General features: G+C 64.9%; 17 protein-coding genes. 5 read left to right on the top strand and 12 right to left on the bottom strand.

Annotated features, from left to right (window positions below):
- Positions 1-4: 4 nt before the first annotated feature.
- Together CFB47_RS09040 and CFB47_RS09035 are read right to left on the bottom strand one after the other, a co-directional pair.
- Positions 5-631, bottom strand: coding sequence for a ParB-like protein (locus CFB47_RS09040; RefSeq protein ID WP_089439982.1), 627 nt, complete (start codon positions 629-631; stop codon positions 5-7).
- Positions 632-767: 136 nt separating this feature from the next.
- Positions 768-1,310, bottom strand: a complete 543-nt coding sequence (locus CFB47_RS09035; RefSeq protein ID WP_089461392.1) for a GNAT family N-acetyltransferase — start codon at positions 1,308-1,310, stop codon at positions 768-770.
- A 281-nt stretch (positions 1,311-1,591) separates the two neighbouring features.
- Here CFB47_RS09035 and CFB47_RS09030 point away from each other — a divergent pair, with 281 nt between their 5' ends.
- From CFB47_RS09030 to CFB47_RS09015, 4 genes are all read left to right on the top strand, one after another.
- Positions 1,592-2,812 carry an MFS transporter gene (locus CFB47_RS09030; RefSeq protein ID WP_089456591.1) on the top strand — a complete coding sequence of 407 codons (1,221 nt, stop codon included), beginning with the start codon at positions 1,592-1,594 and terminating at the stop codon, positions 2,810-2,812.
- 215 nt (positions 2,813-3,027) lie between these two features.
- Positions 3,028-3,849 carry a TetR/AcrR family transcriptional regulator gene (locus tag CFB47_RS09025; RefSeq protein WP_089460981.1) on the top strand — a complete coding sequence of 274 codons (822 nt, stop codon included), beginning with the start codon at positions 3,028-3,030 and terminating at the stop codon, positions 3,847-3,849.
- 156 nt (positions 3,850-4,005) lie between these two features.
- Positions 4,006-5,760: an AMP-binding protein gene (locus tag CFB47_RS09020; RefSeq protein ID WP_089456589.1), complete on the top strand. Its 1,755-nt coding sequence runs from the start codon at positions 4,006-4,008 to the stop codon at positions 5,758-5,760.
- Positions 5,761-5,789: 29 nt separating this feature from the next.
- Positions 5,790-6,707, top strand: coding sequence for a DUF1571 domain-containing protein (locus CFB47_RS09015; RefSeq protein WP_089456114.1), 918 nt, complete (start codon positions 5,790-5,792; stop codon positions 6,705-6,707).
- A gap of 27 nt (positions 6,708-6,734) precedes the next feature.
- Here CFB47_RS09015 and CFB47_RS09010 read toward each other — a convergent pair whose 3' ends face one another.
- The gene (locus CFB47_RS09010) at positions 6,735-7,019 is read right to left on the bottom strand and encodes a PXPV repeat protein (RefSeq protein WP_089456113.1); all 285 of its coding nucleotides are present in this window, start codon (positions 7,017-7,019) and stop codon (positions 6,735-6,737) included.
- A 295-nt stretch (positions 7,020-7,314) separates the two neighbouring features.
- Between CFB47_RS09010 and hfq the strand changes: the two genes are divergently transcribed.
- Entirely contained in the window at positions 7,315-7,866 is a 552-nt protein-coding gene (hfq, locus tag CFB47_RS09005) for an RNA chaperone Hfq (RefSeq protein WP_089456112.1), read from the top strand.
- 77 nt (positions 7,867-7,943) lie between these two features.
- On the opposite strand, the gene CFB47_RS09000 is transcribed toward hfq, so the two are convergent.
- From CFB47_RS09000 to CFB47_RS08960, 9 genes are all read right to left on the bottom strand, one after another.
- Entirely contained in the window at positions 7,944-8,645 is a 702-nt protein-coding gene (locus CFB47_RS09000; protein ID WP_089439974.1) for a DUF2968 domain-containing protein, read from the bottom strand.
- Between the two features lie 54 nt (positions 8,646-8,699).
- Positions 8,700-10,091 carry a sigma 54-interacting transcriptional regulator gene (locus CFB47_RS08995; RefSeq protein WP_089439973.1) on the bottom strand — a complete coding sequence of 464 codons (1,392 nt, stop codon included), beginning with the start codon at positions 10,089-10,091 and terminating at the stop codon, positions 8,700-8,702.
- 108 nt (positions 10,092-10,199) lie between these two features.
- Positions 10,200-12,137, bottom strand: coding sequence for a pilus assembly protein TadG-related protein (locus CFB47_RS08990; protein ID WP_089456111.1), 1,938 nt, complete (start codon positions 12,135-12,137; stop codon positions 10,200-10,202).
- 95 nt (positions 12,138-12,232) lie between these two features.
- Positions 12,233-12,559, bottom strand: coding sequence for a DUF3613 domain-containing protein (locus CFB47_RS08985; protein ID WP_089439971.1), 327 nt, complete (start codon positions 12,557-12,559; stop codon positions 12,233-12,235).
- Between the two features lie 20 nt (positions 12,560-12,579).
- Positions 12,580-13,425 (bottom strand): tetratricopeptide repeat protein, encoded by an 846-nt coding sequence (locus tag CFB47_RS08980; RefSeq protein WP_089456588.1) that lies wholly within the window; start codon positions 13,423-13,425, stop codon positions 12,580-12,582.
- A gap of 17 nt (positions 13,426-13,442) precedes the next feature.
- Positions 13,443-14,438, bottom strand: coding sequence for a type II secretion system F family protein (locus CFB47_RS08975; protein WP_089460980.1), 996 nt, complete (start codon positions 14,436-14,438; stop codon positions 13,443-13,445).
- A gap of 4 nt (positions 14,439-14,442) precedes the next feature.
- Positions 14,443-15,444, bottom strand: coding sequence for a type II secretion system F family protein (locus CFB47_RS08970; protein ID WP_089439968.1), 1,002 nt, complete (start codon positions 15,442-15,444; stop codon positions 14,443-14,445).
- Complete coding sequence (locus CFB47_RS08965) at positions 15,437-16,804, bottom strand: CpaF family protein (RefSeq protein ID WP_089439967.1); 1,368 nt, start codon at positions 16,802-16,804, stop codon at positions 15,437-15,439. The genes CFB47_RS08970 and CFB47_RS08965 overlap by 8 nt, the downstream gene beginning before the upstream one ends.
- Before the next feature lie 3 nt (positions 16,805-16,807).
- Positions 16,808-18,082 (bottom strand): fimbrial protein, encoded by a 1,275-nt coding sequence (locus tag CFB47_RS08960; RefSeq protein ID WP_089460979.1) that lies wholly within the window; start codon positions 18,080-18,082, stop codon positions 16,808-16,810.
- Between the last annotated feature and the right edge of the window lie 25 nt (positions 18,083-18,107).

Below are 18,107 nucleotides of genomic sequence, written 5' to 3'. Positions count from 1 at the left end.
GCGGTCAGGGCTTGACGGCAATGACGCCCGACCAGCCGGGCAGATAGCGTGCATCCTGCTCGTGCGCGCGATGCAGAGCGATGTCGAGCGCCTTCGCGAAGTTCTTGCGGATCTGGTCGAGCGACACGTGCTGGCGCAGGTAGTCGGCCCACAGGAATTCGCTGAACGGCGTCGCATCCTTCGCATAGCCGCCCGCCGTGCGCAGCTCGCCGGCGAGGCTGCGGTACGGATCGTCCACGAGCCCGGTCAGCGCCTTCGGCAGATTCGCGTAGTCGCGACGCGTGCCGTCGGCGCCGAACGGATGCACCCACTGGTTGTGTTCCATCATCCGCCAGAAGATCGTCTCGTCGAGCCATGACAGATCCTTCAGCAGCATCGCGTTCACGCGTGCCTCGCCTTCCTCGATGAGCGCGAGGCCGAGGTGGTGGTGATCGGTGATGTAGTGCAGCCCGTCCGGGCCGAGCACCGCCGGGAACCAGTGCGATTCGATCGCGGCCTTGCGCGCGCGCTTGCTGAGCGCCTTCCAGTGCTTGCGCTTCGCCTTGACTTCGCGATAGCCGACCGTCATCTGCGTGGGACGCAGTTCTTCAAGCTTGACGGGAATCAGGTGAACATCGTTGCCGAGAGCCATGGTCGTACCCCATGTTGCGAAATTCCGGCAACGATACTCCTGATCGCGCGAGCCGTTAATACGTCATGACCTCGATACGCGTCCGGTTGACGATCTCTGACAACCAAGCGACCGCCCGCCCGCGCACGGCGCCGCGCTACGCGCGCAGATCGTTGCGCTCGAGACGATGCCGAATGTAAGGAATGCCATCGTGCACGACGCTCACGCGACGCATCCCGAGCTTGCGCGCGACATTCAGCGAGCCGCTGTTGGCCTGGGCGATATCGGCGATCACGCGCGGCAGGCGCACGGTGTCGAACGCGTGGCGCACGACGGCTGCCGCGGCTTCGCTCGCGATGCCGCGCCCCCAGGTCGCACGCACCAGCCGCCAGCCGATCTCGACGTCGCGCGCGCCATCCGCATAGTCGGGAATCAGCAGGATCCAGCCGATGAACGCTTCGGGCGCGGCCTTCTCGAAGATCGACCAGTAGCCGAGGCCCGGCGGATAGTCGCACGTGATCCGGTGCGTGACGAAACGCCGATGCTCGACGGGATCGTGCCACGGGCCCGCGATATGGCGCGTGACCTCGGGATCGCGATCCATCGCGAGGCATGCGTCGAGATCGGCCAGCACACGCGGACGCAGCCACAGCCGCGCCGTCTCGAGCACGGGCAGCGTGGCGGCGGAACGTTCGGTCATCTGGACTCCTGATTCGGTGACGATGTGCATCGGGCGCATTACAAAATAGATACAAACAGCCTTCAGGAACTATGCAGATGCCTGTCGCCGGTTTCGTGCGACGGCATTGCCATTTCCGAAACAGTTCATTTCCTAGGGATTATTCCCGATTCGACGTTATCGCACCCCACATCGTCGGGCGCCGCCGCCTACACTCGATCCATGCCCCCGGACCGCGCGCATGCCGGGCCGGCATCCGCATCCACAACGTGAGCGCGCAAGCCGACGAGGAGACCTCGGACATGAGCTGGACCCGCGAACAACGCAACGTCACGATCGCCGCCTACCTCGGCTGGACACTCGATGCGTTCGATTTCTTCCTGATGGTGTTCGTGCTGAAGGACATCGCCGCCGAATTCGGGTCGACGATTCCCGCCGTCGCGTTCGCGCTCACCCTGACGCTCGCGATGCGGCCGCTCGGCGCCCTGATCTTCGGCCGGCTCGCCGATCGCTTCGGTCGCCGCCCGACGCTGATGGTCAACATCGCATGCTACTCGCTGCTCGAACTCGCATCGGGTTTCGCACCGAGCCTGACCGCGCTGCTCGTGCTGCGCGCGTTGTTCGGCGTCGCGATGGGCGGCGAATGGGGAGTCGGCTCGGCTCTGACGATGGAAACCGTGCCGACCCATGCGCGCGGCTTCGTGTCGGGGCTGCTGCAGGCCGGCTATCCGAGCGGCTACCTGCTCGCGTCCGTCGTGTTCGGCCTGTTCTACCAGTACATCGGCTGGCGCGGCATGTTCATGGTGGGCGTGCTGCCCGCGCTGCTCGTGCTGTACGTGCGTGCACACGTACCCGAATCGCCGGCATGGAAGCAGATGGAAAAGCGCCCGCGCCCGAGCCTTGGCTCCACGTTGAAGCAGAACTGGAAGCTCACGATCTACGCGATCGTGCTGATGACCGCGTTCAACTTCTTCTCGCACGGCACGCAGGATCTCTATCCGACGTTCCTGCGCGAACAGCATCACTTCGATCCGCATACCGTGTCGTGGATCACGATCGTGCTGAACATTGGCGCCATCGTCGGCGGCCTGTCGTTCGGCGCGATCTCGGAGCGGATCGGCCGGCGTCGCGCCATCTTCATCGCCGCGTTGATCGCCCTGCCCGTGCTGCCGCTGTGGGCGTTCTCGAGCGGCCCGGTTGCCCTCGCCGCGGGGGCGTTCCTGATGCAGATCTCGGTGCAGGGTGCGTGGGGCGTGATCCCGGTTCACCTGAACGAGATCTCGCCCGACGAGATCCGCGCGACCTTCCCCGGCGTCGTCTACCAGCTCGGCAACCTGCTCGCGTCGGGCAACGCGACGATGCAGGCGTCGCTCGCCGTGTCGAACAACAACAATTACGGCTTCGCGCTCGCGCTCGTGGCCGGCATCGTCGCCGTCGTGATCGCCGTGCTGATCCTGTTCAGCCGCGAGCGGCGCGGCATCGACATGACGCAATCGGTCAATACGCGTAGCACGGTCGGCTGATCCCGCGCATTGCCGCACCGCATCATCACGCGTGCCCCGTCCTGCCGAGGGCACGCGCGATACTTTCCGCATTCGCACATCGAACTAGAGGAATTTGTCCAGATTCCCCGCTTGCCCGCTCCGTCCGCGATTTTTTATCTTAATAAAAACGGCTGTTTGAATCAGACAAACAAATCACCAGTTCGCGGCCGGGCGACCGGCATGGGAGGCGGGACATGGCAGTAAGTCAGGAGGGGCGGCCATCCGCGGGACGGCCGTCCGGGGCACGGTCATCCGGCACGCGGCAGACCGGCGGGACGAAGGCGCGCATCCTCGATGCGGCCGAGGACCTGTTCATCGAGCATGGCTTCGAGGCGATGTCGATGCGCCAGATCACCTCGCGCGCGGCGGTCAATCTCGCCGCGGTCAACTACCACTTCGGCAGCAAGGAAGCGCTGATCCACGCGATGCTGTCGCGCCGGCTCGACCAGCTCAACCAGGAACGCCTCGGCATCCTCGACCGCTTCGATGCGCAACTCGGCACGCACATCACCTGCGAGCACGTGCTCGGCGCGATGTTCATTCCGGCGCTGAAGGCCTCGCGCAATCCCGAACGCGGCGGGCCCGGCTTCCTGCGCCTGATCGGCCGTGCGTACACCGATCCGTCGCCGTTCGTGCGCAACTTCCTGACCGCGCACTACGCGAGCGTCGCGGGCCGCTTCTTCGACGCGTTCCAGCGCGCGTTGCCGCACCTGCCGCGCACGGAGCTCGGCTGGCGGCTGCACTTCGCGATCGGCGCGCTGTCCGGCGCGCTCGCGGGCGCCGAAACGGAAAGCCTGATCGACGAGTTCTCGCAAGGCCGCACGATGAACGACGTGCAGATGATCGCGCGACTGTCGTCGCTGATCGTCGCCGCGCTGAAAGCGCCGATGCCCGACAGCGCGCAGTTGTCGATCTTCGCGGCCGTGCTCGACGATGCGGGAGCCAGCGAAGCATTCGGGCTGCCGCAGTCGGCGCCGCCCCTCGTCGATACGACGACGCTGCATTCCACGAACTGAGCGCGCGAGGCCACGCGCGGCTTCCTGTTCACGATTTGATTGAAACGCGCGGTCGTGCGGGGCGTCGAGGCGCCCCGTCGATCGACCGTGCGGCACGGGGCACGGGCCGGCGCCGAAGCGCCCGCCCTCGCCGAGAGCAAAGACCGGAGACTCGTCATGTCATCTTCCGCAGCAACCGCAGCGGCCCAGGTTCCGCCGAACACCGACGGCATCTGGTACGCGTCGTACCCGCCCGGCGTCCCGCACGAGATCGACGTCACGCAATACGCGTCGCTCGTGCAGTTCTTCGACGAATGCACGAGCCGTTTCGCCGAGCGCGTCGCCTACGTGAGCGCAGGCGCATCGATGACCTATCGCACGCTCGCGCAGAAAGTCGACGCGTTCGCGTCGTACCTGCAAGGCATCGGCATCAAGCCCGGCGACCGCGTCGCGATCATGCTGCCGAATACGTTCCAGTACCCGGTCGCGCTGTTCGGCACGCTGAAGGCAGGCGCGATCGTCGTCAACGTCAATCCGCTCTACACCGTGCGCGAACTCGCGCATCAGCTGAAGGACAGCGGCGCGCAGACGATCGTCGTGTTCGAGAACTTCGCGCGCACGCTGCAGGACGCGCTGCCGGAAACGCAGGTGAAGAACATCGTCGTCACCGCGCTCGGCGACCTGCTCGCCGACGGCTTCAACGCGAAAGGACGCCTGATCAATTTCGTGCTGAAGCACGTGAAGAAGCTCGTGCCGGCCTACCACCTGCCGCAGGCCATCCGGTTGCGCTCGGCGCTGGCGCTCGGGGCGCGCGGCAAGCCGCAACCGGTGCAGACCACGCGCGACGACCTCGCGTTCCTGCAGTACACGGGCGGCACGACCGGCGTCGCGAAAGGCGCGATGCTCACGCACGGCAACCTGATCGCGAACCTGCTGCAGGCGAAGGCCTGGATCGCCGACCAGGTCTCGGGCGACGTCGAAACCGTGCTCACGCCGCTGCCGCTGTATCACATCTATTCGTTGACGGTGAACGCGTTCATCTTCATGGGGCTCGGCGGGCGCAACATCCTGATCGCGAACCCGCGCGACATGACGATGGTGATGAAGATCATCCGCAACGAGACGTTCACCGGGATCACCGGCATCAACACGCTGTACAACGCGTTCCTCGACAACGAGGAATTCCGCAAGCGCGATTTCTCGAAGCTGAAGCTCGCGATGGCCGGCGGGATGGCGATGCAGCGCGCGGTGGCGGAGCGCTTCCAGCAGGTGACGGGCCGGCCGGTCGTCGAAGGCTACGGCCTGACCGAGTGCTCGCCGATCGTCACGATGAACCCCGTGGACCTGAACGACATGGCCGCGTTCAGTGGTTCGATCGGCCTGCCCGCGCCGTCCACCCTCGTGCGCTTTCGTCGCGAGGACGGCACCTGGGCGCCCGTCGGCGAACCGGGCGAGCTGTGCGTGCGTGGCCCGCAGGTGATGCGCGGCTACTGGCAGCGCCCCGACGAGACGGCCAAGGTGATCGACGCCGACGGCTGGCTCGGCACCGGCGACATCGGCGTGATGGACGAACGCGGCTTCATCCGCCTGATCGACCGCAAGAAGGACATGATCCTCGTGTCGGGCTTCAACGTGTATCCGAACGAGATCGAGGAAGTGCTGGTGATGCATCCGGGCATCAGCGAAGCCGCGGCGATCGGCATTCCTGACGAGATACAGGGCGAACGGATCAAGGTGTTCGTCGTGCGCCGCGACCCGTCGCTGACGGTCGACGACGTGCTCGCGCACTGCCGCAAGAACCTGACCGGCTACAAGATGCCGAAATTCGTCGAGTTCCGCGACGCGCTGCCGCAGACGAACGTCGGCAAGATCCTGCGCCGTGCGTTGCGCGACGAGGAACTCGCCAAAATCAAGGCCGCGAAGCAAGGCTGAACGCACCATCGCCCCGGGAGACGCCGTCGATGAACGAAGGAAAGAAGCGCCACGCGCGGCATGCCGCCGCTATGGCAGTCGCGTGCATGCTGTCGCTCGCCCAGACCGGCCTGCATGCGCAGGAAGCCGCCAGTGCCGTGAGCGCGGCGCAGGAGGTCGCCCTGCCGCCCGATCTCGCGAAAGTCACCCGCGAGCCGGTCGCGCAACAGGCACGCTGGCTGCGCACGGCCGCGCAGCGCGGCACGCTCGCGCAACTCGATGACGCCACGCTCACGGCGCTCTTCAAGGCGCTCGATCCGCTCGCCGTGCCGCTCTATATCCGTAACGGTCCCAACGGCTATCCGTCCTACCAGTTCACGATGGTGCGCCAGGAACGCATCAGCGGAAAATGGTCCGATACGCCCGACCGCATGCTGGTGAAGACCACCCGCGAGCCGCTGCGCGTCTATGCGAAATGGCTGCCGGGCGGCGCGCACGCCGGGCAGGAAACCATCTACGACACGACGCAGCGCAAGGACGAGATGTACGGCCACCTCGGCGGCCTGCTCGGCAAGATTCCGCTATGGACGGCCATCGACGGTGCACTCGCGCGCGCCCAGTCGAATCACCAGGTGAAGGATCTCGGCACCGAATTCATCACGAACCTGTACCTGACCGAAGGGAAGAAATACCTGGAAGCCGGCGTGCAGCGGCCGACCGATGTGGAAGCCAGAACGATCAACGGCGTGCGCGTCGTTGCGCTCACCTACGAAACACCGACCGGCCGGCCGCAGTTCTATGCGAAGAAGGAAGTCCTGGGGCTCGACCTGCACGCGCCCTATTTCCGGACCGTCGAGTCCTATGACAACGACGGCAAGATCTTCGAGCGGATCGTCATCGAGAAAATCGCCCCGACGACGCTCGACGACACCGCATTCGACCCGAAAAACCCCGACTACGCGTTCTGATGCGCGCCGGCGGGGCTGGCCTCGGGCTCAATCGTCATCGTCGTCGCCGTGGTGCCGGTGCCAATGCTTGTCATAGTGCCTGCGCCACTTGCGATAGCGATCGTCGTCGTCATCGCCGTAGTAGCCGTATCCGTAGCCCGGATAGGCGACCACGGCCGGTTGCGGCGCCACATAGACCGGGGCCGGCTCGACATAGACCGGTGCGACCGGTACGCCGATGCCGACCGACAGGTCGACATGCCCCGCCATCGCACTGCCCGAAGCCAGCAACGCCACGCTCCCGACCCACCCTGCCCATCGTCTCTTGTTCATGTTCTGAATCCCTGATATGCCGGCCCGCCCGGCGCGCGCGACTAAAGTAAACGTCGCGCGCGAACCCAGGTGATACGGCCTTGCGAGAGTCGTAACGCGACGTAACGAAATGGCATTAGCCGTTTGGCCGAATCGCGAAATCGCGCTGGAACGTCTATAGTGGGTTACGGTTCGACACAATCACGACTACGCGCTCCCCGATTGAACAGGGTAGAATCCCGCCAAACACCTTGTGGACGAACACGCCACACACACGCACAACATATTCTCTGACGCAGGCTCCTGCCGCACCTCAATGGCCAATCCCGCAGAATCCCATCCGCAAAACGACTTCATCAATTCGGCGCGCAAGGAACGTAAACGCGTTGAAATCTATCTCGTCAACGGCATTCGTCTGACGGGGTGCATCGAGTCGTTCGACCAGTACCTGGTGATGCTGCGCACCCCCGTGGGTCTGCAAGGCATCTACAAGCGCGCGATTTCCACGATCCAGCTCGACACGGGCGGCTCGCGCCCGGGCGGCAGCGGCCCCCGCGGGCCGCGCACCGGCGGGCGCCCCGGCGGCCGTGAAGGCGGCGGTCACAGCCCGTACGGCTCGCACGGCGGCCCGCGTGAATCGCGCGGCGACGGCGGCTACGGCTCCCGCGAACCGCGTGAAGGCTATGGCTCGCGCGAACCGCGCGAAGGCTACGGTGCCCCGCGCGAACCCCGTGAACCGCGCGAAAGCTACGGCGCACCGCGCGACACCGGCGACGCATCCGGCAACGCCTCGTCGTCGGATGCCCGCGGCGGCAGCGGGCCGGTCATCGTGACGCGCCGCCGGCGAATCGTGCCGGACGGCCAGTAAAGCAAAAGGGCAAGCCAACCGGCTTGCCCTTTTTACTGGTGCGGCCGGCGCGGCATGTCGCCGCACCGCCGCCGGGTTCAGCGTGCCGTCGTCGGCAGGCCCGCATCGGCCTCACGCTGCAACGAACGCACCTGCTGCTGCAACGCGCGCAGTTGCGACTGAAGCTCGGCCTGCTGCGCCTGCAATGCGGCCGTCTCGTTGCGTACGCTCTTCTGGCGATCCGCGACCGCCGCCTGCTGCTGGCGGGCGATCGAGATATCGGCCTGCAGACGCCGCGCGCGATCCTGGGTGACCTCGATCTGCTTGTCCATTTGCGCCTTCTGCGATTCCAGCTTCGCCGCCCGCAGTTCGTTCACGGCCAGCCGCTCCGCCTGGCGCGAGAAATCGCGATAGATCGCTTCCGCACGCGTTTCGTCGTAAGTCTTGATGACGCGCCAGAACGCCTTCTGCTGGAACAACGCGACGAAGTACGCCCCGTCCTTCACGTTGAACAGCAGGCTCGCGCCGTAGCTGCCGTTGTAGCTCGTGCGCATTTCCGTCAGCGAGTGCGCCTGGATCTGGCGCTGCAAGTCGTCGACCGTGCTCGGCCCCGTCGACTCGCCCGCCTGCGGCTGCAGCGACGTCTGCGAATCGATCACCGGAATCGCCGCCACCGGCGCCGATGCCTGCTGTACGGCCGGCGAACCGCTATCCGCCAGACTTTGCGCGTATGCGCCCTGAATGCCTCCCGCCAGGGCGAACAATACGCACGCCCTTCCCAACCCCGTCATATGGCTCATGAAGTTCTATTCCCGCCCGAGTCGTTGTAATTCAGCGCGATTTTATCTCATTAATTACTCGCTTTCGCGGGTCTCGGGTTCCTCGTCGAAGATCTGGTATTTGCGCATTTTTTCCCACAGTACCTTGCGGCTGATGCCGAGCTGCTGCGCCGTATCCTGACGCCGCCAGCCGTTTGCGTCGAGCGCCGCAATGACGCGGTTGCGCTCGTTCATGTCCCACTTGCTGCGATCGACGAACACCTCGGCCGCACTCTCCGCCGGGACCGGCTGGGCCGAACTGCGCGCATGCGCGATCAGCCGCTGCAGCCGCGCGGCATCCCAACCGCCCGTCTGCCGCACCGTCACGCCGACACGCTCGGCGAGGTTGCGCAGTTCACGCACGTTGCCGGGGAAATAGCTGTCCGCGACGGAATCCGTCAGCCAGTACGGCAGATCGGACAACTGAGCGAGCCGCTCTTCGCCGACGACCTGTGCGACGAACGACTTGAACAGCGCGATCTTGTCGACGGCGCCGCGCTCTTCCAGCGACGGAATGCTCAGCTCGATCACCGCGAGCCGGTAGTAGAGATCGGCGCGGAACAGGCCATCCTTCACGAGCTGCGGCAGCTTCTTGTTGCTCGCCGCGACCAGCCGGAAATCGACCTTGACCGGCGACGTCGCGCCGACGCGCAGCACCGCGCCATCCTCGAGCACGCGCAACAGCTTGACCTGCTGGTACAGCGGCAGATCGCCGACTTCGTCGAGGAACAGCGTGCCGCCGGCCGCCTGCTCGAAATAGCCTTTATGCGCAACAACCGCGCCCGTGAACGAACCCTTCGCATGACCGAAGAACAGCGATTCGAACAGGCCGTCGGGAATCGCGCCGCAGTTCACGGGCACGAATTCGCCATGCCGGTAGCGCGAATGTTTTTCGTGCAGCAGTTGTGCGATGCGCTCCTTGCCGACGCCGGTTTCGCCGTGCAGCAACACGTTGGTGTCGCAATCGGCGAACGTATCGACTTCGTGCAGCAGGGCCTGCATCGATTCCGAGTGCGCGACGAGTTCGGTCGGATGCGACGTTTCGGCCGTATGCGCCCGCAGCTGCGTGACGAGCTTGCCGATCATGCCACGCAGCTCGGCACACGTGAAGTCGAGCGGCAGGATGTGCGAATACTCGGGCGGATACTGCGACGCGTCGTGATCGCGCGCCGCGCCGACCCAGACGACCGGCATGCCGATGTTGGCCTGCCAGTCGCGCAGGAACGCGGCGCCGATTTCGATCATCGTCACGCTGATGATCGCCAGCGACGGCCGCAAGGCGGCGCGCTCGGGCGAGATCTCCGCGTTGTCGGCGCGGATCACTTCGACGTCGAAGCTCGCCATGCACCGGGCGACGCGGTCGACAATGTCCGCCTTGCCTTCCCAGACGTACAGGTCGAGCTCTTCGATTGCGGGCGTGGTTCTCATGATTCGGGTGCGGCTTCAGTGATTGACGAGTTGCTTTGCATTGCAGATCAGCGATCTGTTGCAGGCAGCAGCGACGCTGCCCGCATTGATGACTGAACGTTCAGGCATTTATTGAACCAGCATGGGGTTGCCGCATTTGATCGAGTCCGGTGTGTTCGTGACATAGGCGTTCCCCAGGCTCAATCCGAGCAGGCCCGTGACGGAGGTCAGGAGCGAGTCGATTGGTTGCAGGAGCAGCGGAACGAGTGTGCTTCCGAGCGCGGTCAGAAGCGGCCCGGTCAGGATATCCAGCAAGGGATTCAGGATGCCGGCCAGCACCCCCACCAACCCGCCGCTCGCCGACACGGAAACCGACAGGCCGCTACCGACGATACCCTGAACCGCGGGCGCCAGGAATTGGTCCGTTCCCGTGCCCAGGGTGTACGGTGACGCCGGGCTCGGCGAAGCGGATGACCCGGGGCCGGGATACGTGAACGTCAGCGCAGTCGGCGTTTGATTAGCCACGGGAACCGTCAATTGTCCGGGCTTCAGGCTGATATTGACGGATATCTGATTCAGGTTGATCAACCCCAGCGTCAGCACATTGAGCGCTGAAATCACGGTATTGAGCCCCAGTAGACTGAGCAGGCTCTGCAGGTTGACGGCTACCAGCGTGATCGGGGTTCCACTGCCGGTGGTGTACCCGGATGGCGCGTTCAGGTTGATCGGGGTATTCGCCGAACCGCCGATGTACACGGCTACCACTCCAGTCTGCACGTTCACCTGAGCGGTCTTCGTGCCGTTCGCGGTACAGGTGACCGAAGCGAGGCCCGCCGTCGCGGGTGCCACATAGGCGGTAATCGGCAGTTGCACCGCGGCAAGCGGCGTGGGACTACCCGACGGGCACGTACCTCCCGGATAGACCAGCCCGCCGGTCGGACAGGTCGACAGCAACGATATCGACGTATTGAGGAACACATTCCCCTGCGCAGTCGACGTGTTGGTCGTGCAATTGGAGGTTCCGCAATTCGTCGGCCCGGCCGGACCGCTCGCGGTGGACGGCGGCGTCCCCGCAAGTGACACCGAGCCCGATACGGTTGCGTTCAGCAGCGGCGCCAGCGCGGTCGGCGTCTGAACCGTGATGCTGGGAATGGCGACCGAATTCGTGCCGTTCGCGATCTGCAATGCCGTCGACAGCAATCCGAGAGCATTGACGCTGGCGTTGACGGCGGAGGTTCCGGTAGCGGTAGCGGCAGAAACCAGCTGACCAAGCGCGATCTGCGGACCGCCGCAGACGGTGCCGGAACAGAGCGAGGCAACGATCGCGTTCAGCACGTTCAGGTTGGCTCCGACCAGATTCTGCTGCGTCGCTGCCTGAACTGCGGCGTAGGCCAGTTGCCCGAGCGTCACGGTACCGTTCAATACGCCCGTGGTCGTGCCGACCGGCAGATTGGCGAGAATACCTGCCAGTTTCAGGTTGACTTGCGCCAGCCCCTGGTAGTCGAGGACCGTCAGACTCAGCGCATTCGGAGACCCCGTCAGCACTTGGAGCAACTTGTTGGCCAACCCGCCGTTCAACGCAGCCAGTGACGTGGTCAGCGTAAAGCTGTCGGTCGGCACGCTCTTGGCGATAGCCGACGCACTGATCGTTACGTCGTTGATAAAAATCCCGCTCACCGGCTCCGAAACGGTCACGCACACGGCGTTGACCGATTGCCCGGCGCCGACTGCGCCGCCTGACAAGCCGGCGCACTGGTTATTGGCCGGCAGCGCTGCTCCCGAGGTGCGTGTGAACTGGGCACTCGCGCCGCTGGTTGCCGGTGGGCTCCAGATCCCGCACGTCACGGCTGCCGTGGCCTTTCCCGACAGCAGGCTTGCCGGCACGTTCGTGACTTGATTAACCGCAGTCGTTGCGGCCGCACAAGTGGCATCGCTGGCGACCTGCGTCACGGCAGACAGCGCGGCCGTATCGGCGGCCGCCTGCATATGGCGTCGTTCGGCATAGAAGCGACCTATATCAGTCGCGCCCAACACGATGACCGCGATCGCCAGGAAGATCGTCGCCATGATCGCTGCACCACCACGCTGGCGACGCCCCCCCGGGCAGCCGACGCGGCGCCGCCGAGCCACGTGTGATTGATCTGTGCGCATGGCCGTCTCGCTTACTGCGCGCTTAGACCGCCACCCGACATACCGCTGGCAGAGCCGAGCTGCGAATTCATCGTGTCGGGAATCTTGTTCTTGAACGAGTCGAGATAGCGTTGATAGACCAGCGACGCAACGTCGCCGAGCACCGGTTGCGCCGGCGCTGCAGCACGATTGTCGCGCTGCATGGCGAGCCATTCCTTCGCGGAGCGCTCGACGTCGGACGCGCGCGGCGCACCGGCATCCTGTGCATAGGTGACAGCCGAGCCGACCGCGATCCACACGATCGCACCGAGTACCGCGATCCGGCCCACGCGCACGTTTCGATGATATTTATTGTTCATGTCGTTTTCCCGATGTCTGTTCATTGTGCAAAGCGCTGCAACAGTGGCACGGTCTGGTCATAACCGAAATTGTTCGCCATCGGTGTAATCGGCGCTGCAGCAGCGCGACGCGACACCACCGATGGTGTCGCGACCGCACGCTGCTGCGCACGTGCCGCCGCGACGATCTTCGCCGCGTCGCCGGCGATGTCCTTGCGGATATCCGCCGGCAGATGTTGCTGATTCATCAACCGTTGAGCATCCTGTGTACGCCCCGCCGCGATCAGGTAAAGCGCAAGATTGCTGACGATCTTGGGATTGCGCTGATCCAATTCGGCCGCCTTCATCAACGGCACCCGCGCACCGACGACGTCGCCGCTGCGCAACTTCGCATATGCGAGATCGGACAACAGCGACGCATCGGTCGGCGCAAGATCCGACGCCTGCGCAAGTACCTGCGCCGCACGATCGAAATCGCCTGCCGCGCCCGCGATCAACCCGAGCCCGCGATAGCCTCGCGCGGCAAGCGGTGTTTTCAGCAGTTGCGTATAGACGGCCGCGCTGGCCACCGGCTGGTCGGTCATCCGCAGTGCGTCCGCGCGCAACAGGATCGACTCCGGAATCGCGCCGTAGGTCTTGTCGTACGCATCGATGTGCGCAAGCGAAGCAAAGTAAAGCCCCTGCCCCTGCATCCGCTGGATCAGGCCGAGGTACATCCCGGGCGTATCCGGAACGGACTGCTTCTGATCGGCCGCCTGCATCAGCGCCGCACGCTCGGTCTGCGCGCTGACGCCATACCCGTTTTCCTTGGTTGCGCACGCACCGAGCAGCAGCACCACTGCCGCAGCCACACCCATTTGCGATGCCATCCCGCTGATCCGCTTCATCGTCTTTCCTTCCACCGTCAATGGCGCGCCGACAATGCGTGCGTCACCGCCAGCAAACCCGGCCCGGCTGTCACGATCAGCAAGGCGGGCAGCAACGTCAACACCATCACGCCTGTCATCTTCACGGTCAATCGGCCAATCCGTTCACGCAACATCGCACGGCGCGTCTCGCGCAACCGGTCGCCGAACTGCTTGAGCGGCTCCTGCACCGCACCGCCATGTTTGTCGACCTGGACCATCAATCGCACGATTGCGCGCAGATCCTCGTTGTCGAATCCGCCGGACAGACGCTGCAACGACTGCTCGCGCGTCCGGCCTGCCGCGAACTGGCGCTGCGCGATCCCCATTTCCGAGGACAGTACCGGCATCATTCCGCGAAAATCGTTTGTCACGACCTGCAGGCTCTGATCGAGCGACAACCCGACGCCTTGCAGCAGACGCAGCATGTCGACGAGCAACGGCAGTTCGTCGATCACGCTTTGACGCCGCGCCGCCGCGCGGCGCTGTACGTATAGCTTCGGCAACATGAAGCCGAGCCCGAAAGCGGCAAACATGCCGACCATCCACATGCTGCCCTTCATATGCCCGCTCGCGAAAATCGCGAACAGCAGCGGCAGCCCGATCCCACACGCGACCCGCGCGCTCAGGAACAGCCCGCGCGTGCGCGTGTCGACGTAACCGCATTGCTCGAGCAAGCGGCGATCCTCTTCCGCGACAGCGTATTTGCCGAGCCCGGTATCGAGCCAGCGCACACCGGCCGCCGACAGACGATCGAGAATACGTTCGACGCGCTGCCCCCGCCGGACGTCGGGCTTGGCTGGCGCATCGCCGCCGTCCGGCGCGGTCCGCGCTTTCGCTGCTTCGAGCGTGGCCATGCGCCGGTCGAGCGCATCGACAAGCGCGCGCTCGGCACGCGTCGCGGCACTTGCGCGTAACAATGCGATCACGCCGAACAGCAGCACGCCGAGTGCGCCGCTCGCCAGGGCAATCGCTCCGATCTGATTCGCTGTCATAGCATCACCTGAGCCGAGCCATTCGATACAGCCACACACTGCCGGCCAATTGCAACAGGAACGCGAACATCAGGAGCGTCCGCCCGCCCGGGTCGTTCCACATCCCGTGCAGATACTTCGGATTGGTCACGACGATAAAGCTGCCGATCCCGATCGGCAACATCACGAGCACGAACGCCGACAACCGCGTTTCTGCCGACATTGCTGTCAACTCGCGCTCCGCCTGTTCGAGGTCGCGCATGAACACGGCCATGCGCTCGAGCATCACGTCCGCGCGGCCGCCGTACTTGACCGACAGTCGCAACACGGAACCGACGAGTTCGAACTCCTCGGTTCGGTAGATTTTCGCGATGTGCACCATTGCGCGATCGATTTCGACACCGCCTCGCAGCATCCTCGACACGTGGTCGAGACAGCCGCGAAGCGGCTCCTCGGTCGTCAGCAGCGCGGACTGGAATGCCGCCGGCACGCTATTGCCAAGCGTCACGAGACGCACGATGCCGTCGAGGAACGACGGGATCTGCCGGACAATCTTCAGCCTGCGCCGCTGGATTCGCGACGCGAGCCAGACGCCGAAAATCGAGCATCCGCACGCAAGCGCGGCAAAGCACGCGAGCGCGCCACCGCGGTTGCCCGCGAACGTCGCGACCGCAACCAGCACGGCGAGCGCGACGAGCGTCTTGCCGCGCGCATCCTCGATCCCCGCGCGACTCGCAAGGTTCGTCAGATATTCGGATGCGACCGCATACTGGTGCTTCCAGAACGTAACGGACGATGCGCTCCGTGCAGTGCCCGGTTGCGGCGACACCGCACGCGCGGCGCCTGCCGTGGACGGCCGTGCTGCCTGCGTGGCAACCCCGGCACGTGCACCCAGTTCGAGCCGGCTGTCGATAAATCGCTTCGCATCGGTCCGTATGCGCCGGTTCTCCGCGTGACGCCACAGCATCACCGCTGCCGCAACGCACAGCATCGCGAAAGCCAGCACCCACGCCATCGCGCTATACATTGAAGCCCCCGCCGCCGCGGCCGAACCCGCCGCCGAAGCCCCCGCCAAACCCGCCATCGCCGAACCCACCGCTCGTCAGCGTCTGACGGAAGCGCGCTAGCTTCGGCGAATGCGGATGAATGCCCAGCGTCTCCCAATGGTCGACTTCCTCGCCCTCAGGCGTCACGCGCGCTTCATAGCGGTAAAGTTCCTGCGTCGCGATGATGTTGTCGGACAACCCGGTCACTTCCGTGATCGACAGGATCCGCCGCCGTCCGTTCGACAGGCGCCCGATCTGCACGATGAAGTCAATCGCGTTCGCGATTTGCCGACGCAGGCTCGATTCAGTGCCCTGGAAGCCGGCAAAGCCGGCAAGCATCTCGAGACGGTACAGACACTCACGCGGCGAACTCGCATGCACGGTGCCCATTGAGCCGTCGTGACCGGTATTCATCGCCTGCAGCATTTCCAGCACTTCGCCGCCCCGCACTTCGCCGACGATGATCCGGTCCGGACGCATCCGCAGCGTATTGCGCAACAGGTCCCGAATCGACACGACCCCGGTGCCGTCGAAACCGCCCGGTCGGCTCTCGAGCCGTACGACGTGCGGGTGGTTCAGCGACAGTTCCGCCGTGTCCTCGATCGTTACGACACGCTCGATCTCGGGAATGTGGAATGCGAGCGCGTTGAGCAACGACGTCTTGCCGGAACTCGTGCCGCCCGACACGAGAATGTTGCAGCGCGCCTCGACCGCAGCCTGCAGGAGCGTGTTGATCTCTTCGTTGAAGGTCCCGTTGCCGAGCAGGTCGGACGGTTTCAACGGATCCTTGCGGAATTTCCGGATCGATACCACCGGGCCGTCGATCGACAGCGGTTCGATCACGACGTTCACGCGGCCACCGTCGGGCAGCCGCGCGTCGACCATCGGGTTCGACTCGTCGAGACGTCGGCCGATCGGTGCGAGGATCCGGCGCACGATTCGCAGCAGGTGCGCGTTGTCGGTAAAACGCACCGGCAGCTTCGCGAGTATCCCGTGACGCGACACATACACGTCGTTGTACCCGTTGATCAGGATGTCCTCGACGGCCGGGTCCGCAAGCAGGTCCTCGATCGGCCCGAAGCCCGCAAGCTCCTTGGTAAGAGCCTCGGCGATCGCACGCACCTCGTTCTCGTTGAGCGGAATGCGGCGCAGGCGCACGAAGCTGTCGATCTCGAGATCGACGAACTGGTTGATCGCCTGGCGAGACCATCGGCCGAACTCGGCGCCCAGTTCTTCGATGCGCGTCAGCAGATGTTCATGCGCGGCATTCTTGATATCGTGGAATTGCTGCGTCTGGGAGAACGGCGCTGCGCCGTCCGCGAATTGAATGTCGTGTGCCATCGCTTACGACCGCTTGGACGAGGGTTGAATGAAGCGCTTCAGCGCAGACAGGCCGGATGCCGGTCGCGTGACGGTCGACCTGACCGACACACCCGGCAGCCGCGCGGCAAGCGACTCGAGCGCGCGCACGTACGGGTCGCGCTCCGTCATGTCGACGATGAGCCGGCCCTGGTTTGCCGCATGGCCGATCGCGACGCGGCGCGACGGCAACGTCCCCACCAGCGCCAGACCGAGACGCTCGGCAATCTGCGCAGGCGTCAGGTCGAGTGCGGGATCGTACTGGTTGACGACGAGCCGTACGCGATCGGTGTCGACACCCGCGTCGCGCAGCCCGGTGAGCAGATCGGCTGCGGACACGATCGACGCGACGCCCTGATCGCAGACGAGCCACGCCTCATCGGCCGAAGTCGTCATCTGGGCAACGAACTCGCGATTCGAAAAACCACCGAGATCGACGATCTGCTGATCGAAGAAGGCACGAAACCGGTTCAGCAATCCCGCACACGACGCATACGAGACATCGCGCAGCCCGCCGAGATCGGCTGGAAGCGTCGTCAATGCGACACCGCTCTCATGCCGGGTCAGTGCGGTATTCACAAAGGTTCGGTCGATGCGGCGCAGGTTGTGAACCGCATCGATGAAATGGAATTCGCAGCGGGTATTCAGGAACAACGCGCCATCGCCTGCCGGCAGCCCCAGGTCGACCAGCGCTGTCTGGCGGCCGGCCGGCGTGCCGCCATTCGACTCACCGCTCCCCCCGGGACTCACTGCGTGCTTCTGCAGCCATACGGCGAGATTCGCAGCGAGCGTGCTCACGCCCATGCCGGCGCGCGCGCCAAGCAACGCGACGACCTTGCCATGGCGGCTCGCCGGCTCGCCGACGTTCGCAAGCAGTCCGCGTGTCGTCCGCAATGCCTCCTCTGCCGGCGCCGATACGTCGATGAAATCGCGCACGCCGGCACGCAATGCGGCAAGCGTGCTTTCCGGCTGGGCAAGTGAGCCGAGCGCGACAATCGGCAGGCCCGGATGGGATGCGCGTACCGCTGCAGCCGCCACGCTCGCCGCCGGGCTACCACCGGAAAAATCAATGAATACGAGCGCAGGGTTGAGACCCGTAATGCGCTGCGCGAGCACGCCCGGCTCAAGGGACGCAGCCTCGACCGCACCGGCCGATACGAGCGTATCGGCCAGCCAGCGGACATGCGCCTCCTGTAGCGATGCGCAAACGAAATAGTCGGTCACGGCGGGTTCACACAATGATTGGATTCGCGCGTTCATGCTGAACACCCCCGATTACACAAGG

It is taken from the genome of Burkholderia sp. AU27893 (assembly GCF_002223205.1).
Lineage (GTDB): Bacteria > Pseudomonadota > Gammaproteobacteria > Burkholderiales > Burkholderiaceae > Burkholderia.
Note: the sequence above shows the minus strand (reverse complement) of the source record. Positions and strands in the feature narration are given on the sequence as shown.

Bases quoted from the DNA above. Each gene is read 5' to 3' on its own strand.
- CFB47_RS09020 (WP_089456589.1), top strand. From the start codon at position 4,006: ATGTCATCTTCCGCAGCAACCGCAGCGGCCCAGGTTCCGCCGAACACC.
- CFB47_RS08975 (WP_089460980.1), bottom strand. From the start codon at position 14,438: ATGACAGCGAATCAGATCGGAGCGATTGCCCTGGCGAGCGGCGCACTC.
- CFB47_RS08985 (WP_089439971.1), bottom strand. From the start codon at position 12,559: ATGAACAATAAATATCATCGAAACGTGCGCGTGGGCCGGATCGCGGTA.
- CFB47_RS09010 (WP_089456113.1), bottom strand. From the start codon at position 7,019: ATGAACAAGAGACGATGGGCAGGGTGGGTCGGGAGCGTGGCGTTGCTG.
- CFB47_RS09035 (WP_089461392.1), bottom strand. From the start codon at position 1,310: ATGACCGAACGTTCCGCCGCCACGCTGCCCGTGCTCGAGACGGCGCGG.
- CFB47_RS08995 (WP_089439973.1), bottom strand. From the start codon at position 10,091: ATGAGAACCACGCCCGCAATCGAAGAGCTCGACCTGTACGTCTGGGAA.
- CFB47_RS09015 (WP_089456114.1), top strand. From the start codon at position 5,790: ATGAACGAAGGAAAGAAGCGCCACGCGCGGCATGCCGCCGCTATGGCA.
- CFB47_RS09025 (WP_089460981.1), top strand. From the start codon at position 3,028: ATGGCAGTAAGTCAGGAGGGGCGGCCATCCGCGGGACGGCCGTCCGGG.
- CFB47_RS09000 (WP_089439974.1), bottom strand. From the start codon at position 8,645: ATGAGCCATATGACGGGGTTGGGAAGGGCGTGCGTATTGTTCGCCCTG.
- CFB47_RS09030 (WP_089456591.1), top strand. From the start codon at position 1,592: ATGAGCTGGACCCGCGAACAACGCAACGTCACGATCGCCGCCTACCTC.
- CFB47_RS08990 (WP_089456111.1), bottom strand. From the start codon at position 12,137: ATGGCGACGATCTTCCTGGCGATCGCGGTCATCGTGTTGGGCGCGACT.
- CFB47_RS08960 (WP_089460979.1), bottom strand. From the start codon at position 18,082: ATGAACGCGCGAATCCAATCATTGTGTGAACCCGCCGTGACCGACTAT.
- CFB47_RS09040 (WP_089439982.1), bottom strand. From the start codon at position 631: ATGGCTCTCGGCAACGATGTTCACCTGATTCCCGTCAAGCTTGAAGAA.
- CFB47_RS08970 (WP_089439968.1), bottom strand. From the start codon at position 15,444: ATGTATAGCGCGATGGCGTGGGTGCTGGCTTTCGCGATGCTGTGCGTT.
- hfq (WP_089456112.1), top strand. From the start codon at position 7,315: ATGGCCAATCCCGCAGAATCCCATCCGCAAAACGACTTCATCAATTCG.
- CFB47_RS08980 (WP_089456588.1), bottom strand. From the start codon at position 13,425: ATGAAGCGGATCAGCGGGATGGCATCGCAAATGGGTGTGGCTGCGGCA.
- CFB47_RS08965 (WP_089439967.1), bottom strand. From the start codon at position 16,804: ATGGCACACGACATTCAATTCGCGGACGGCGCAGCGCCGTTCTCCCAG.